Consider the following 17814-nt stretch of genomic DNA (forward strand, 5'->3'; position numbering starts at 1 on the left):
ATAAATTTAGGAATGCTATTTTTACTAGCGCTAACCAAAAACACAACCAGGTATGAAATTAGGTGCTTTTTCCATCAGCCTCAATGTCAAGGATATTAAAGCCTCCAAAAAGTTCTATGAAACTCTAGGCTTTACGGTTTTGGCCGGGGATCTGGACAAAAATTATCTCATCATGAAAAATGGGAATTCCTTAATAGGATTGTTCCAAGGAATGTTCGAGAACAATATCCTCACTTTTAATCCCGGTTGGGACGAAAGTGGCAACACCTTGGAATCTTTTGATGATATAAGAGTCCTTCAAAAACACCTAAAGACCAATAATATTTCTTTGGTACAGGAAACTGAAGAATCGGGCACTGGCCCCGCAAGTTTTGTTCTTACAGATCCTGACGGCAATACCATTTTAATAGACCAACATATTTAGCTACCGTCCACAAGTCAAACTTTTTTATTAAAACAAGAATCCTCTTTGGTTCCCTATACCAAAGCAACCACTTTATAAACAACCGTTCCTTTATGAGATTAAAACTATGTTGGCTGCTTCTGATTTTCAATACCACAGCCCTATTAGCGGCCAGAATAGATACGCTAATGGTTCCCAGTACGGCCATGAACAAATCTATTCCCAACCTTGTCATCTTACCCGCGAATTATGAACAGGGGGAAGCAACTTTTCCGGTATTGTATTTACTACACGGAGCGGGAGGAGATTATACCGATTGGATATCGAAAACCCCTGAGATAAAAACCTTTGCCGACACTCATCAAATGATTATTGTTTGTCCAGATGGCGGCCTTACGAGCTGGTATTTGGACAGCCCCATTGATCATAAAATGCGCTATGAAACCTATATCTCGAGGGAATTGGTAACCGAAATGGACAGCAAATACAAAACTATCGCAAACAAGACACATAGGGCCATTACTGGGCTAAGCATGGGCGGCCACGGCGCTTTTTATCTTGCCATGAAGCATCAGGATATATGGGGTGCCGCCGGAAGCATGAGTGGCGGATTGGACATTCGTCCTTTTCCGAATAACTGGGACCTGCCCAAACGTTTGGGCCCGTATTCCGAAAATCGGGAACATTGGGAAAACAATACGGTTATCAATATGGTTTATTTGTTGAAGGGAAATGATTTAAAACTGATATTCGATTGTGGGACCGCTGATTTCTTTTATGACAGCAATAAACGGTTCCACGAAAAATTGCTCGAAAGAAATATACCCCACGATTATATAGAACGTCCTGGGCAACATAATTGGGAATACTGGTCTAATGCCATACAGTACCAACTGCTGTTTTTTAAAAACTATTTCACTGCCACAAAATAGAATATTTAAAAACAATTGAGTACTAATCCTTAGAAGCAGGACAGGGAAGTAATCATTGTAACAATAACAACACCCTAAGGCATAGCTTACCTAAGTATTGCAAATATAGGTCTCCACTTAAATTCTCGGTAAGCAACCCATAGAAATAACATTAATTATATTATATTTAAGGAATAAGCACTGTTTTTAAGATATCGAAAGGGTGCATTCCGTTCCCAGAAAAACTCGGAACAAATTCACACCCAATTTTGAGATAGATCCCAGAAAAAATAACATTTATAACCTAAAACAATAATGATAGTTAAAGGCAGTTAAGAATCAGCCACAGCTACATTTCCAAAAGCCCAAAAACGATTGATGATATTCTGAGTTCATTTAATTTTTAAACCATGGAATAAGCATGACCAAGTATTGGTCGCAATTACTAATTCAGCTATGCGAATTACATACTTGTACTGAGCGCAGCAGAAGTATGACCATTAAAAATCAATAAATATCTGCACATATGAAAAGCAAAATCAAAGCTATTTTTTATCGCCTTCGAGAACAATTATGGTTCAGGCCTTTTATTTTTTGCTTCTTTTCGGTCATCGCCGCTTTTATAGCTCACCTTGCAGATGCTACGGTATTAAAAGATTTTGTTCCTAGTATCAATACGGATTCCCTAGAAGAATTACTGTCGACAATTTCGGCCAGTATGCTTGTTATTTCTATTTTTTCGGTAGCTTCTATGCTGTCTGCTTTTTCGGCCGCCAGCAACTCTGCTACCCCAAGGTCTTTTAAATTGATCATAGTAGACGATGTCTCTCAAAACGCCCTATCGGTATTTATTGGATCCTTTATTTTTAGCATTATTGCCAAGGTTGCTTTACAAAACGGACTTTACGGAAAAGCAGGAAACTTTGTGCTGTTTGTTATTACCCTCGGCCTCTTTGCCGTTGTTATTTTAACTTTTTTACAATGGGTAAACCGGATAAGTCGATTAGGACGTCTTACCAATACAATCAAAAAAATTGAAGTCGCTGCCGCGAAAGCCATCAAGGCAAGAATTAAAAATCCCACTTTAAAAGGCATTGCTTTAGCGCCGAAAAAAAACCCAGGCTACCCAATCCTTGCCCATAACATCGGGTATTTAATCCGTATAAATCTAGGCTACCTACAAGACATTGCAGAAGATTTAGATGCCACCATTACCGTAAACCGACTTCCGGGCTGCTTTATAGAGCCGAATACTCCCATCGCTTTCCTGCACGGACATATAGCGGAAGACATGGATGAGATTAGCCGTAAAATAGACAAGGCGTTTAGTTGTGATGAAACTAGAGTCTTTGACGAAGACCCTCGCTTTGGAATCATCGCTTTAAGCGAAATTGCCAGTAGGGCATTGTCTCCAGGCATCAACGATCCTGGCACAGCCATTCAAATTATTGGAAGCCTAACACGCCTTTTTCATCTCTGGGCCGAACCCGAAAACGAAGAGGAGACTACCTCAGTATCCTATGACCGCATTGAAGTGCCCGAAATTTCGATGGCCGATTTATTTGAGGACGCCTTTAGACCCATTGCCCGAGACGGTGCAACTAATATTGAAGTAATGATAAAACTACAAAAAACATTCTGTTCCCTAGCCTCCATGGAACGAGCCGATATTACCTCAGCAGCCATGTATCATTCCGAAATGGCTTATAAAAGAGCTGTACAACACATGAAATTTGAGGAAGACCTTAAGGATTTAAAAAAAGAATGCTTAATCTCCAAGGTTGTATAGAATACTATACCTCTTTCTTTGGGACGACCTTTCAACACGCTAAAATTCATTCAATCTATCACTTTACAAAACACAACATAAAAACCTATACTTATGTTCTTTACCCCTATTTTAGCTCATAAAAAGTCTCTCTCTTTTTTAAATCGAATCGGAAAAATACAAACAGAATTTCTGAATAACCCTACTCATTCTAGTCATATAAATATCATACATTTGTCCTTGGTTTATATTTTATGTAACCCATAATAAATAGTTTTGTGCTTCAAAAACAAATTAAATTCAATGGCTTTATTCTAGCCCTACTGACAGCGATCCCCGTTGCCTATGTTTGGCCAACTGGCGCTAATTCTCTCCATTTAAACAAGGTTACCGATGTGGGGATTGGACTTATTTTCTTTTTTTACGGTTTAAAACTATCCATGCACACCTTTAGGGCCGGAGTGAGTAATTATAAATTACACCTCTTGATTCACCTGAGCACTTTTATAATTTTCCCCCTGCTAATATTGCCCTTTAAATCCTTAATGGTTGGCGAGAGTGCCGAATTGTTATGGATAGGTATGTTCTTTTTATCTGTATTGCCCTCTACTGTTTCTTCCTCCGTAGTAATGGTCTCCCTGGCCAAAGGAAATATCCCAGCCGCCATTTTTAATGCAAGCCTATCGGGGCTTCTTGGGGTGGCACTAACGCCACTTTGGCTCGGCTTAGTAATAGATGATGCCCAAGGGGTTTCTGCAATGTCCGTTATCACTAAATTAATGTTGCAAATTGTTTTTCCATTGACTTTAGGTTTTCTACTACATGGACAATTTGGACATCTAGCGCTTAAGAACAGTAAGTTGATCGCTAATTTTGACAAGACCATTATTGTTCTTATTGTTTACACTAGTTTTTGTCTTTCGTTCCTTGCCAATCTTTTTTCTGGATTAAACTTAACAGTCCTAGTTTTACTTTGTCTTGCAATTTTGATGCTGTTCTTTTTTATGTTATTCTTGATAAACACGATTTCTAACAAGTTAGGGTTCTCTACAGAAGATCGGATAACGGCTATATTCTGTGGTTCTAAAAAATCGTTGGTACACGGGTCTGTAATGGCAAAAATAATGTTCGGACATAGTGCCAATGCAAGCATCTACATCTTACCGGTGATGCTTTACCATATTAGTCAACTACTAATTGTTGCCTATGTCGCCCAAAAGTTAGGAAAACGCAGCCTGAAGACAACATAGACCTGTAAGGGCAAAACATACTCACCTACCATGCATTTTAGCAACTAAAGTGCCATAAAGGAAAACCCCTTACCCCTACCCAGCTCATTAACAGCCCATGCTACCCTTTTTACCATGCTCCTTCATGGATAAAATTGAAGTACTATAAGAAGGTATTATTTAAAAATAGGGACCATCATCGTAGTGAAAACCGAAAACACCTTCGATATTGTTTTTGAGTCTTTCTGGAAACACTACCAATTACACCAGTGAATCCTTGGAGAACGGCTTAATATTACATACCAACATAACTTTTGGTTACGATATTCCTTGGAAAGAGGGACTAAAGTACCGTAAGATCAATTGTACTCCCTAGGTTTCTAAAAAAAAACGAGAAATTTTGTATCTTTTTAAGTAACATCCAGTCTCCTTTATGAACGAAAAAATTTTATGCTATGAATACCTGTATATGTACAAATTGTGAATGCACAAAATGTAATTGTGTAAATTGTAAGGATAATGATTGCAAGTGCACTAAATGTGAATGCAGCAAATGTGAATGTTGTTAAAAAAGAGGTTGGTCTTTTGGCCAACCTTAAATTTTATAATATGAAATGAGCATGACGGCGAACTGGTCGTAAATATGAATATAGAAACGCGAATTACATGCTTGTACTGAACGCAGCCGAAGTATGACCGTTAAAAAACAACAAGTATCTACAAATGAAAATTGACACGATCACCATATGGAATACCTACAATAGCCAGCTTTATTTTTTTATTCTAAAAAAGGTAAAAAACAAGGATTCCGTTGATGAAATTCTTCAAAATTCCTTTCTGAAAATTCACCAAAACATTGAACAACTAAAAAACCCGGAGAAGGTAAAAGCCTGGACTTATCAAATTGTTAGAAATGAAATCGCAAATCATTTTAAGGACTCCACAGATACAAGCATCAGTTTAAATCAAGATCTCTTAAAAGATGCTGAAAACCATCCGAAATTTTGTTGTTTTGATAAATTCATAGCCAATTTACCTTTAGAATATAAAGAGGTCATTGATATGGTTTTTATAAAAGGAAAGAAACAAATTGAGGTTGCTGAATTGCTAAAAATTAGTTTACCGAATGTAAAAGCGAGAATTAGACGCGGAAAATTGATTCTAAAAAAGAATTTTAACGAGTGTTGTAAATTTGAAATTAATAAGGAAGGGAAACTTGTAGGAGAAGAAAACTGTGCAAAATGCAACTAAAAAACAAAGAAAAAACTTTCTAAATTAATAGAATATAAATAATTATATATTAATACTTTTAGTGTTAAAAAAATCTTAATATCTAATTTAATGTAAACTTATTCTTTCCTCTTGTTCTTCAAACAATTAAGATTCAATGCTTTAAAAACTTCAAAAAAAGTGCTTATACAAAAACATCCTTAAAAAACCCCATCCTAAAATATTTCCCCGCAATTCTTAATTGAAAAATTTAATTAAAGGACATTTAATCAGAAGTCTTTGATTTTCCATCGTTTAAAACACTGATTCTTCGACAAACAGAAAGAATTTCGTATATTCGTTGAAGTTTCCCCAACTTCATTTTTTATGACAAAAGCTTCCTTTTTAAAAAATAAACTACAAGATTTGCTTCATATTAATCCAGCTATTTTTAGTTGGATTACCGAAAAGCCAAATGATGGTTTATGGTTTTTTCAAAAAGGAAACAATGATAAGTTTTGGGTCAGCCAATCATTTTGGGAGAGCCTACGATTTGACCTAGGAGAAGCTGATTATAACAGTGCTTTTTTAAATGACAAGCTAGGAGCCAAAACAATTGAAGACCTTCTATTGGTTTTAACAACTCTTGATAAGGATATAATTGAAAAGCAACCTACGCAATTATTGGTCTCAGATGCTTTTGGCAATCAGTTGAATTATGAGATAGAAGCCCGTCCTTTTATCGATTCAGAGCAAAATGTTTTTTATTTGTTGCGCTTTAATCATTCTGAAATTTGGTTTGACGAATACCGCAATGAATTAAACTCTCTTATTAGTGTTTATGAGCAAACCAATGAAATTGCACATATAGGGGGGTGGGAAATTGATTTATTAAGAAATAAAATAACCTGGACCAAGGCAACCAAAGCGATACATGAGGTTGCACCTAACTACCAACCAAAATTTGAAGAATCGATCAACTTTTTTAAAGAAGGTTGGAGCCGAGACCTAATAATTTCCTCATTTAATGATTGTATTTCTAATGGTACCCACTACGATGTTGAATGCAAAATAATTACTGCAAATGACCGGGATATTTGGGTCCGAGCTTTTGGAAAACCCGAGTTTAAATTTGGAAAATGTATCCGGGTATATGGTGCTTTTCAGGATATAGACGAAAAAAAGAAACGAGAAATAGAATTAAAGGCTACTAAGAACCGTTTCGAAAAAATATTTGAAAGCTCGCCTATAGGGATTCTCCTGGTTGACAAAGAGAATAAAGTAATAGATATTAACCCGGCCTGTATACGGATTTTTGGCTTTGAAAACCTTCCCAAGGAAGAAGTTTTGCAGCTAACTTTTAAAGATGTCATTCATCCCGACCACCTTGCAACTGCCGTTGATTTTCGTCAAAAATTAATCGCAGGAGAACTTCAAAATTATAAATTAGAAGTAAAATGCTTCCATTCTAATGGTAAAATAATTTGGTGTAACATAAACACATCCATACTTCCAGGGTCTGACAACCATGAAGACCTTATTATCACTCAGCTTGAAGAAATTACAGAGCAAAAGGAACTAGAGCGTGTGGCAAAGGAAAATGCCGATAAATTTATCAAAGCTTTTGACAATTCTCCTAACGGGATGGGCGTCATAGGCCTAGATCGTGAGTGGGTGATGTTCAACAACAAGCTAGCAGAAATAATAGGCTATTCTAAGGCGGAGTTTCGTGGGGTTAGGTTTAGGGACATTATACACCCTGATGACTATAAAAATGATAGCCATTTAATAGAACAGCTTGTCAAGGGAGAAATTGAAAACTATAGTATTGAAAAAAGATATATTCATAAAAACGGCCATATAGTTTACTGTCATTTTCATGTTGCCGGCATTTATGATGAACAGGAAAAGGTAACTTCCCTTATCGGTCAGGTCGTGGACATGACCGAGACGATCTTAGGCCGCAAGGCATTACAACGCAGTTTAAACGACTTACAAGGCTTGCTCAATGCTACGACCCAAATATCTATTATAGAGACAGATCTTAACCTTACTGTTAAAAAATTTAATAAAGGAGCAGAAAACCTTCTAGGATATGCTTCCCATGAAGTCGTTGGAAAAACTACTCCAAATTTATTTCATGTTAAGGAAGAAGTCGCCGACCATGTAAAAGTACTTTCGGAAAAACATGGCACCACTATAGCCGAGAAGGATGCTTTTTGTTATGATGCCGATCTAGGGAATTTTGAACCTAAGAAATGGACGTATATAAGAAAGGACGGCAGTAAATTCCCTGTACAGCTCGTGATCACCCCGGTAAAAGACCACGAGGGCACTACCACTGGTTATTTAGGCATTGGGACCGACATCTCTGAATTAAAAGCGATGGAAGAGTCTCTAATTACCGCCAAGGAAAAAGCTGAAATGGCCAGTAAATCAAAATCGGATTTCTTGGCCAATATGAGTCATGAGATTAGGACACCCTTAAATGGCGTCATTGGTTTTACAGACCTTTTGATGAAAACAGCCCTTTCAGATAGCCAACAAAACTATATGAATACTATATATAGTTCGGCCATATCCCTACTCGACTTAATAAATGACATTTTGGATTTCTCTAAAATTGAGGCTGGTAAGCTAGAGATGAGTATAGAAAAAACCGATTTGGTAGAGGTCTGTGGCCAGGCTATCGATCTTATCAAACAACAGGCGCATGACAAGAATTTAGAAGTATTGTTAAATATTTCCCCACAAATAAAGCGTTTCATTTATGCCGATACCGTACGCCTAAAACAAATCATTATTAACCTTTTAGGAAATGCCGTAAAATTTACACATCAAGGAGAAATAGAACTTAAAGTCGAGGCTAATCCATCGGATGTAGGCAATGGTAAAATGCTTTATACCTTTTCTATACGAGATACCGGAATTGGTATTGCACCTGAAAATATGGACAAAATTTTCTTTGCCTTTGATCAGGAAGACGCATCCACTACCCGTAAATATGGCGGCTCTGGTCTAGGCCTTTCCATCAGTAATCGCTTGTTAGAAATCATGGGCAGTAAGCTCCAAGTAACCAGTACCCAAGATAAAGGCAGTGTGTTTTATTTTAATGTTTCCTTTGAAACTGAAATGGATCAAAACCCTAATCAAGCCCTTACCCGCAATGTAAAGAATGTTTTGGTGGTTGATGACAACCTTAACAACCGTACTATATTAAAAGAAATGCTTGCGGTTGAACAAATTAGCACTACCCTATTGGCAAATGGAATAGAAGCCATTAACACCTTACAAAAAGGAGAGTCCTATGATTTAGCCATCATCGATTACCATATGCCTTATCTAAATGGTCTTGATTTAATCAAACATATTAGAACCGTTCTTAATTTATCGGAAGTCGAGCTTCCTATCATTCTTTTACACAGTTCTGGCGACGACAATGAGGTAAAGCAAAGATGTCATGAATATCAAGTGCAATTTAATGTGGTAAAGCCCATTCAAATGAATGCGTTATTTAATCTTATTGATCAAGTTCAAAATCCAGCTATTTCCAAGGATCCTGCCCCTAAAAAGGTGCAAGAAATAGATCTTTCTGTCTACAACTTTAAGATTATGGTTGCGGAGGACAATAAGATAAATAAATATTTGACCCGTACTATTATCAAAAAATTACTTCCAAATGTAGAACTGATAGAAGTAGACAATGGAGAAGAAGCGGTAGAAGCCTTTAAGAATAGGGAGGTAGAATTAATATTGATGGATATTCAGATGCCTATTCTAAGTGGTTTTGAGGCATCACAAGAGATAAGAAAGTTAGAAAATAATGAAAGCCGCATTCCTATTATAGCTTTAACGGCTAGAACGGTAAAAGGAGAACGCGAAAGATGCCTAGCATATGGCATGGATGAATATGTATCCAAACCTGTAGTTTTCGAAACCTTAAAAGAAGTTATTATCGAATTTTTAATAGTAAAAGACAAAGCTTTAGCTTAAAAAAATGTTTTTTTGCCATAATGCAAGAGAATACAACCCATAAAACCTAAAACTCAGGTGGATAATAAAAACATAATATTAATAGAAAGACAAGACGAGGAGCGGGCCAATCTAAAAAAAAAGCTCACTGAAGATTCCTTTGAGGTCGTAGACTTTGACAATAGCATGAGTGCAATTCAGTGGGTTATGGAGAATGGCAATCCAAAACTATTCATTCTGGAAGAATTATCGAGTCCTCTTGACGGGTGGAAAACCTTGGACTATTTACGGACAGAGCTTGGCGTTAAAACCCCTGTCTTGATTACAATAGAAACAGAAACCGAGATCATCGTAAAGAAATCCCAAGGATTTTTAACCAAACCCTATTCGGATGACACACTTGTAAAAATCAAGGAATTCTTACACCAAATAGAAAGCATAAAAGAAACGGACGAATTGCCTAAGCCTTATTCTTTGGATTATTTAGACGAATTATCTGATGGAAGTTTAGAGTTCATAACCGAATCGCTTGCGCTTTTTAACGATTCTATTTCCGAAAAATTAACCCAGCTTCAAGAAGCTCTAGACCAGCAGCAATTCACAGAAATTCGTACCATTGCGCATAGCATAAAGCCCTCTTTCCAAATGCTTCTAAACGATCATGGAAAGGAACTTTGTCAATCCATGGAGTTCGCCACCAAGCCTGAAGACTTAAAGACATTGGTTCAAGAATTGAAACTAGAATACAATCGAATTAAAAAACAAATTGCTATAGATTTCCCAACAGCACACATTTAAAATGAAAAAAAAGATATTGGTCATCGAAGACAACCCCATGGTTGTTAAGTCCCTTGAGTTTAAGCTTTTAAAAGAAGGCTATGACGTGTCTATTGCAATAGACGGGAGGAGCGCTATGGAGCAATTGGAAGCTAATAATTTTGACTTGATTTTAACCGACTTGATGTTGCCTTTTGTTTCTGGAAGTCAACTTATAGAACACATAAAGAAAAATCATCCTAACATCCCTATCATCGTACTGTCTACGGCCACCCAGGAAGATATTATTACGGATGCTTTTAATATGGGCGTCGATGATTTTATCACCAAACCTTTTAGTCCGAATGAATTGGCCTTGCGGGTCAAAAGAAGCATAGGTTCTTTTAAAAATCAATTCTCCCATAAATAAGCGTGCAACTTATGGTCAGCCCATTTTTTTTAAAGATGAATTTAGCATCTGACATTCATGAATTGCCACCAATTCTTGAAATAAACTTGGTGTTGACTATAATTTTTTTTGTATTCACCCTCTTATTAATAAGCTTGATATTATATCTGCGAGTTCATAAAAACATTGCTAATCGCAGGAGAGAAGAATTAGATCTTTTGCTAATCGATTTCATCAACAACTATTTGTTCAATGAGGAATTTGATAATTCTAAAGAAATTAAAGCATTTAAAAAAAAACATCTTAAAACTAACTTTGACAAACGAGTAGCGGTTAGCCAAATATTAGTGTTCGCCGAAAATTTAAAAGGGGAAACTTCTTCCGTGATTCAAGAAGTTTTTTTGGGACTTGGGTTGTATGATTTTCTGATCTCGGATTTAAAAAAGAAAGCATGGTTTAAAAAAGCAAAAGCACTATTTGTATTTTATCAATTAAACATTAAAATTCCAATGTCATTGGTTGAACCGGCGATCAACTCAAACCGCAATGAATTAAGACAACAAGCATTTTTATACCTTCTTCATAACTCTACGGAAAACCCCTTAGGCTTTCTAGGAAAACTAATAACTCCTTTAACCCTTTGGGAACAGATCTATATAGAAAATGCCCTAAAGGGATACCCCGGAGAAACTCCCGATTTCTCAAGGTGGATCTATCATGAGTTTTCTAGTGTAGCAATCTTTTGCATGAAAATGATGGCCGATTACAATCAGTTTGAACACATTCCCATATTATTAAAATTTCTAAACCACGAGAAGCCAGAAATACGTCAACAGGCCATTTTATCGTTGCGACAAATGGAAATTTCTGAAATATTGCAAATTTTAATAGAAAATTTCCCAAAAGAAAACACCCTCCTAAAACAGGAAATCCTAAAAACTATAGGCAAAATGGGCCTTGAAAAACACCTTCAAGCCATTGCGCCCTATATCAATAAAGAGAACGGTATCCTTACGGTAGAGCACCAAAGGTTAGCCCGCTATTTTAACCCAAAAACATCTATAACCGAGAACAACATCTTTACCAATAACGTACAAAGGGGACACTCTTAATATGTCCAATGGTAATTAACCTGAATTAGGAAACTATTTAAATTAAATAACAACTACTCTTGAATATTAATTTTTTCGAAATTATTGACATAGCAAGTTTGCTATTTTTGGCATATGGATTAATTATCCTTACCGGTTATGTTTTTTTGGCCATATTTTCTTTATTCGAACTTAGAGATTATAAGCGCAAGCATAATTTTAAGGATGAGGTTGCCTTGCTGCAGTCTGCCCATCTTCCCAAAATTTCCGTTCTTGCACCCGCTTATAACGAGGAGGCCAATGTCATTGAGAATGTAAAATCACTGCTTACCCTTGATTACCCCTCCTTTGAAATAGTAATTATCAATGATGGGAGTTCAGATAATACCCTACAGGCATTGATTAGTACCTTTGACCTCTACTTGGATGACATGATTTATTTTAATCATATTCCTGCTAAAAAAGTTAGAGGTGTTTATTCTTCACGTAACAAAGCCTACAAAAACTTAAAAATTATTGACAAGGAAAATGGTGGTAAAGCAGATGCTCTGAATACTGGGATCAACTGTTGTAACCATGATATGGTTTGTTGTATCGATGTCGATTGTATTCTAGAAAGGGATGCCTTATTAAAACTTGTAAAACCATTTCTAAACAACACTAAAAAAGTGATTGCTTCGGGCGGAATTATACGTGTTGCCAACTCATGTATTATCGAAGATGGTAGAATCATTGAAGTCCGCCTGCCTGACACATTTATAGCTCGGGCACAAATTCTAGAATACTTCCGTGCATTTTTAATGGGACGAATGGCCTGGTCTCGAGTTGATGGTTTGTTGCTGATATCGGGAGCCTTTGGCATGTTTGACAAGAAAATAGTAATTGAAGCTGGGGGCTACAACCATAACACGGTAGGTGAGGACATGGAACTACTCGTCCGCATGCGACGTTTGATGCGCGAGAGAAAAATTCCTTATACCGTAAGTTTTGTCCCCGACCCATTGTGTTGGACCGAAGTGCCTCAAAGTTGGAAGGTATTACACAGGCAACGAAACCGTTGGACCCGAGGAACCATAGAAACTCTCGGTTTGCACAAAAAAATGATTTTTAACCCTAGATATGGGATACTCGGACTCTTAAGCACCCCTTATTGGATGTTTTTTGAGTGGTTTGCTCCCATCATCGAATTTCTCGGGATTATATTTTTAATTTTCATGGTGGTTTTTGGACAGCTTAATTGGTATGTCTTTTTAATATTTTTCGGAGTAATCTATAGCTTTTCTATTTTGTTCTCTATAACGGCTTTATTTTTTGAAGAATTTTCATTTCAACAATATAAAAAACCAAAATACATGATTCGCTTGCTACGGACTGCTTTACTAGAGCCCATATTGTATCATCCATTTGTCATGTGGGCGGCCGTGAAAGGAAATATAGATTTGATCCGAGGAAAAACAACTTGGGGAAAAATGACACGTACAGGCCTATCCAATCCTACAAAAACAAAACCTTAATTCTATTACAACGACTTTTTATTCTTAAATATGCTGAAACACCATTTAAAATTTAAACTTCTTTTATCTATTCTATTTGTCTTTAATTCCCTAATGCTGACTGCACAAACGCAATTATCTACAGATGAACTGTACACCAAGGCTAGGTCAGCTGCTTTTGACGAGGACAATTACCCAAAAGCCATCGCCCTTTTAAAACAGGCTTTGGCTAAAAGTCCAGATTATTTAGAAGTCAGTGTCTTTTTAGGCAGACTGTACACCTTTAGCGATAGCCTTCCTAAGGCACGAATAGTTTTTGAGGAAATTTTACAAAAGGAAACAGGTCACGAAGACGCATCCCTTGCGTATGCAAATCTTGAATATTGGAATTCCGACTCCCCAAAAAGCTTAACCATTGTAAATTCGGGCTTAGAAAAACATCCAAACTCCGAAAAACTTGGACTTCTAAAGGCCAAAGTATTAAAAGATTTAAAACGCTATGACGAATCGCGCAGGGTTATTGACCATTTACTAAAAATTAATCCAAAACTGACAGCAGCAAGAAGTTTATTGGGTAGTGTGAATAGTTCCGCTGCTAAAAACAGCCTTGGCCTAAACTATGATTTCATTTATTTCGACAAGCGATTTGATGATCCATGGCATATGGCCAGCATCAATTATAGCAGGCAGACCAAACTTGGTTCCGTGGCCGCCAGATTCAATTATGCCAATAGATTTACCACCAACGGTGCACAATTTGAGGTGGATGCATACCCGAGAATATCAGATCTGTTTTATGCCTATGTAAGTGGTGGAATTTCAGAAAACAAGGGTATTTTTCCTCGCTACCGAGCAGGCTTTTCCTTGTATGCCAATCTTCCCGCTGCCTTTGAAGCAGACGCAGGGTTTCGTTTTTTAGCCTTTTCGGGGAGTACTTGGATCTATACGGTAGGTGTCGGAAAATATTATAAAAGTTATTGGTTTAATTTAAGAACCTACCTTACCCCTTCCGCCAATTCAATTTCACATTCCTATTCTTTAACGACCCGATATTATTTAGGGGGGGCAGACGATTACCTTAGTTTAAAAATAGGAACCGGAATATCACCTGACGACAATGCCAACAGTGTTTCATTTGACCCGGAAAACATCTATAAACTAAAGTCGGTGAATATGTCTTTAGGTTACCGAAAATTACTGTGGGACACCAACGTATTCAGTTTTCAGACGACATTGGAAAATCAGGAATACGCTCCGGAAACAAGAGGCAACCAACTTTCCCTTAGCATTGGATATACAAAACGATTTTAATCTATGGCAAAGAAAATTTTTAGGTTGATTCCTATCCTAGTGCTCGGGATTCCTTTTATTATGTGGGTAGCCTGGTTGGCGACTCCTAAAAAGAAGTTGGTCATAGCCTTGGTAGACAAAACCGTTTTAACCTCCAAAGGACAAGAACATATTTCTTTAAGTTGGATTTTAAACCATAATAGATATACCAAAACCACCGATAAACCTTACAATATAAATAAAGACTATTTTGGTTTTTTCCCTTTAAAGAATGAAGAATTTCAACTAAAGGGCTTGGAACGCTTTACCCATGACCAATTAAAGAAACTGAGTGTCGATGCCGATATGGCCTATTTTACGGATACTTATGGAATTTATAATAATGAATGGTATAAAAAGGGCGATATCAATGCCCGATCAGGTATGCTTTATGGAGGTTTAAGCAATGAGGATATTAGCTTTTTAAAAGCCATGAAAAACCGTCATAAACTCATTATAACCGAATTTAATACCATTGGCTCTCCTACCCGCTCCGAAAACAGAAAGAAATTTGAAGAGTTGTTTCAGCTAAAGTGGACCGGTTGGACAGGCCGTTACTTTGATAATCTGGATCCTACTATAAACTTAGAGATTCCTAACTGGCTTATTGCTAATTACAAAAGATCCCATAACGGAGCCTGGCCTTTTACCCGTGCTGGTTTGGTCTTTGTCAATGATAGCGACCAAGTAGTAATTTTGGAAGAAGGCCAACATGTAGAAAATGCGTTACCATTCATTTATGCTACTCCCGAGGGCCAAGCAAATTGGCATTTGCCCGAAAAAACGAAGTACCCCTTCTGGTTCGATGTTATGGTGCCTAATTTAGAGGTGAATTCTGTGGATGCTTCTTTTCAATTAAGCCTTTTGCCCGAAGGCAAGAAAGAATTGGCCAAATACAATATACCCGAAACCTTTCCAGCGGTTACTCGTCATCTAGGGGACGATTATCGTTTTTTTTACTTTTCAGGTGACTTTAGTGATAATCCCATTACGTTAAACAGCTCCTATTTTAAAGGCGTCGGATTTTTCAAAGGATTTTTCTTTGATGATCGGGACCCCTTGGAACGCAGCAGTTTCTTTTGGAATTTTTACAAACCGATGCTAACGCAAATTTTAGAAAACGAAATGGAATTCGCTAAAAACAATTATTAATTGGCGTTGTACTTTTTATAAATAGAATCGGGCACTAAGGGTGCTCTTTCCATGATTTTTCGATTCCGTCTTTTAAAGGCCTCGAAGGCCGCTTGCAACTGCTTCTTTTTTTCAGGGTTTTCTAGTAAGACTTCCCCCATATTCTCATCCAACTCAAACAACTTGTTTCCATTCAGATGATAGTTCCCCATTACAAAATCGACCAAATCGGTTTTGGTCTGCATCAAAGGGCTTTGATGTATATTTCTAAATTTTCGAACCGTATCCAGCCCCATACCCATAAAACTCACTTGACTCGGAAGTTGTAGGCGGTGATTCTTTCCTAGGTAATTCAATAAACTAGGCGCAATATCAAAATGACTCGAAATCGAGGCTATTGCTGCCGTCCGTGCTAACAAAGGTGAATAGATCAGTAAAGGCACATGATAGCGGTCTATTTTTGTACTCATGGGAATCTCGGGAATACGGTGGTCGCCGGTAATCAGGAAAATGGTATTTTCATAATCGTCCCTTTTTTTATAAGCGTCCATAAAAGTCTTTATAGCATCGTCCGCATATAATATGGTGGCATACTGCTTGGCATAAGCGGCGTATTGCTGTTTTTTTTCAGTATCAAATCCTAACTCCTCTAAGCGGTCTTCAAATTTTTTCTTGTAGTACTGCATATCATTTAATAAAAACGGACTATGTGTAGTGACCGTCAATAATATATTGAACTTAGGTTTTGCTATGGTATCTTCTTTTTGAGTATTTAAATAGTAGCGGTATAATTCCCCATCACCATAACCCCAACTGAAATTATTGTTAGCAGGAAGTTTTTTATAAGGGCTAGGAAATGTTTTCTCGTCATATATATGATCTACCCCATTTTTTTCAAGGTAGCCTTTCATCCCATCAAAACTGGCATCTCCTCCATAATAGAATGCGGTTTCATAGCCATTATTTTTTAAAACACTCAATAATGAAACCTCCTTAGGCATCTTATTCCTAAGCTCTAAAAAACCGTTCTCAGCAAAGGGAAGTGACCCTATTAGGGATGGTAATACTGCAAAGGTCCTTCCTCCGTTACTCAAAAAGTTCTTCCAATAGAGACTTTTTTGTGCCAGCGAATCTAAAAAGGGCGTAAAATTTCCCAAATAGGCCCCATCATTTGCAAAAGCCCTTCCCAAGCCTTCTACTACAATAAATACAATATTAGGAGCCTTTGGCCTTGGTTTAAAAAATGGCGAAAGCACATCATCTTGTGATCTAGCATGTAAAAAAGGATAGGCTTCATCGGTATAATCTATTGTTTGTAATCCGGCCAATTGCGAATTTCCAAAACCTCCTAAATAGTCATCGGCATAAATATCGACCTCATAACCATTATCAAAAAAATATGATGACGCTTCGTTATAAAAATGTTGAGATTTATTAATCACCAAGTTATTGGCAAAATCGGAGCTTAATCTAGGATTCGCTGCTCCTTTAAAAATTCCGGTAACATATACCAGTGCGGAAAGTACAGGTAAAGCAATAGCTATGGCGTTATGACCCTTCCATTTTCTAGGAATAAAATAAAGTCCCCACACCAGCGGGCCTAGGATTACTAATAAGCCCAATACAGAAATTAAAGACACCCCTCCAGAAGCCCCTACCGTCTGTTCAATGTCTTCCATAGAATACCCAAAGAGGTCGGCTCCAAGCAAGACAAGTGAAGTATTAAAGTAACTTATCAGCCCTATGTGGATGGCGAAAAACAATACTATTACCGTACCCATCAAGATCCTGGCTACTTTTTGATGCAGCACATACATCAATATAAAAATAAGACCGGGGATAAAAATCCATTGCAACCAAAATACGCTATCAATAATTAAACTAGCGCTCAACAGGCTAAAGTAACCCGCCGGCAAAAAATGACTTAGCTTATACAAAAGGAGTTCTAGTGCGCTAACCACCCCTAAATAAAACAACGCAATAAGAGCATAAACACTAAAGGATTGAACAGCTTTTAAGAGGGTAGATTTTAAATTATGTAGGGTCATGGGAATTTTAAATTATTGACTTAATACAGTAAGGCCTGCTAATTTTTCGATTGAAATTTACAATT

Annotated in this window: 13 protein-coding genes; 12 read left to right on the forward strand and 1 reads right to left on the reverse strand. The window is 37.1% G+C overall.

Features of this window, described 5'->3' with window-relative positions; all coding sequences use genetic code 11:
• Positions 1–52: 52 nt before the first annotated feature.
• From BUA16_RS01380 to BUA16_RS01435, 12 genes are all read left to right on the forward strand, one after another.
• Positions 53–424, forward strand: coding sequence for a VOC family protein (locus tag BUA16_RS01380; protein ID WP_072762860.1), 372 nt, complete (start codon positions 53–55; stop codon positions 422–424).
• 92 nt (positions 425–516) lie between these two features.
• The gene (locus BUA16_RS01385) at positions 517–1335 is read left to right on the forward strand and encodes an alpha/beta hydrolase (RefSeq protein ID WP_072762861.1); all 819 of its coding nucleotides are present in this window, start codon (positions 517–519) and stop codon (positions 1333–1335) included.
• Positions 1336–1840: 505 nt separating this feature from the next.
• Positions 1841–3103, forward strand: a complete 1263-nt coding sequence (locus BUA16_RS01390) for a DUF2254 domain-containing protein (RefSeq protein ID WP_072762862.1) — start codon at positions 1841–1843, stop codon at positions 3101–3103.
• Between the two features lie 257 nt (positions 3104–3360).
• Entirely contained in the window at positions 3361–4332 is a 972-nt protein-coding gene (locus BUA16_RS01395) for a bile acid:sodium symporter (protein ID WP_245795497.1), read from the forward strand.
• Positions 4333–5034: 702 nt separating this feature from the next.
• A complete protein-coding gene (locus BUA16_RS01400) occupies positions 5035–5562 on the forward strand; it encodes a sigma-70 family RNA polymerase sigma factor (protein ID WP_317045379.1) in 528 nt (175 codons plus the stop codon).
• A gap of 345 nt (positions 5563–5907) precedes the next feature.
• Positions 5908–9513 (forward strand): PAS domain-containing hybrid sensor histidine kinase/response regulator, encoded by a 3606-nt coding sequence (locus tag BUA16_RS01405; RefSeq protein WP_072762864.1) that lies wholly within the window; start codon positions 5908–5910, stop codon positions 9511–9513.
• A 57-nt stretch (positions 9514–9570) separates the two neighbouring features.
• Positions 9571–10290 (forward strand): Hpt domain-containing protein, encoded by a 720-nt coding sequence (locus BUA16_RS01410; RefSeq protein ID WP_072762865.1) that lies wholly within the window; start codon positions 9571–9573, stop codon positions 10288–10290.
• A 1-nt stretch (position 10291) separates the two neighbouring features.
• The gene (locus BUA16_RS01415) at positions 10292–10678 is read left to right on the forward strand and encodes a response regulator transcription factor (protein WP_072762866.1); all 387 of its coding nucleotides are present in this window, start codon (positions 10292–10294) and stop codon (positions 10676–10678) included.
• 35 nt (positions 10679–10713) lie between these two features.
• Positions 10714–11769 carry a HEAT repeat domain-containing protein gene (locus BUA16_RS01420; RefSeq protein ID WP_178338829.1) on the forward strand — a complete coding sequence of 352 codons (1056 nt, stop codon included), beginning with the start codon at positions 10714–10716 and terminating at the stop codon, positions 11767–11769.
• A gap of 59 nt (positions 11770–11828) precedes the next feature.
• Positions 11829–13262: a glycosyltransferase family 2 protein gene (locus tag BUA16_RS01425; RefSeq protein ID WP_072762868.1), complete on the forward strand. Its 1434-nt coding sequence runs from the start codon at positions 11829–11831 to the stop codon at positions 13260–13262.
• A gap of 30 nt (positions 13263–13292) precedes the next feature.
• Positions 13293–14552, forward strand: a complete 1260-nt coding sequence (locus BUA16_RS01430; RefSeq protein WP_084668385.1) for a YaiO family outer membrane beta-barrel protein — start codon at positions 13293–13295, stop codon at positions 14550–14552.
• 3 nt (positions 14553–14555) lie between these two features.
• Positions 14556–15722, forward strand: a complete 1167-nt coding sequence (locus tag BUA16_RS01435; protein ID WP_072762869.1) for a hypothetical protein — start codon at positions 14556–14558, stop codon at positions 15720–15722.
• On the opposite strand, the gene BUA16_RS01440 is transcribed toward BUA16_RS01435, so the two are convergent.
• Positions 15719–17749, reverse strand: coding sequence for an LTA synthase family protein (locus BUA16_RS01440; RefSeq protein ID WP_072762870.1), 2031 nt, complete (start codon positions 17747–17749; stop codon positions 15719–15721). The genes BUA16_RS01435 and BUA16_RS01440 overlap by 4 nt on opposite strands.
• Positions 17750–17814 lie beyond the last annotated feature (65 nt).

The organism is Arenibacter nanhaiticus (assembly GCF_900141935.1).
Classification (GTDB): Bacteria; Bacteroidota; Bacteroidia; order Flavobacteriales; family Flavobacteriaceae; genus Arenibacter; species Arenibacter nanhaiticus.

Coding starts and splice junctions, on each gene's coding strand:
- BUA16_RS01435 (WP_072762869.1), top strand. CDS start 14,556: ATGGCAAAGAAAATTTTTAGGTTGATTCCTATCCTAGTGCTCGGGATT.
- BUA16_RS01405 (WP_072762864.1), top strand. CDS start 5,908: ATGACAAAAGCTTCCTTTTTAAAAAATAAACTACAAGATTTGCTTCAT.
- BUA16_RS01385 (WP_072762861.1), top strand. CDS start 517: ATGAGATTAAAACTATGTTGGCTGCTTCTGATTTTCAATACCACAGCC.
- BUA16_RS01380 (WP_072762860.1), top strand. CDS start 53: ATGAAATTAGGTGCTTTTTCCATCAGCCTCAATGTCAAGGATATTAAA.
- BUA16_RS01400 (WP_317045379.1), top strand. CDS start 5,035: ATGAAAATTGACACGATCACCATATGGAATACCTACAATAGCCAGCTT.
- BUA16_RS01420 (WP_178338829.1), top strand. CDS start 10,714: ATGAATTTAGCATCTGACATTCATGAATTGCCACCAATTCTTGAAATA.
- BUA16_RS01430 (WP_084668385.1), top strand. CDS start 13,293: ATGCTGAAACACCATTTAAAATTTAAACTTCTTTTATCTATTCTATTT.
- BUA16_RS01390 (WP_072762862.1), top strand. CDS start 1,841: ATGAAAAGCAAAATCAAAGCTATTTTTTATCGCCTTCGAGAACAATTA.
- BUA16_RS01440 (WP_072762870.1), bottom strand. CDS start 17,749: ATGACCCTACATAATTTAAAATCTACCCTCTTAAAAGCTGTTCAATCC.
- BUA16_RS01415 (WP_072762866.1), top strand. CDS start 10,292: ATGAAAAAAAAGATATTGGTCATCGAAGACAACCCCATGGTTGTTAAG.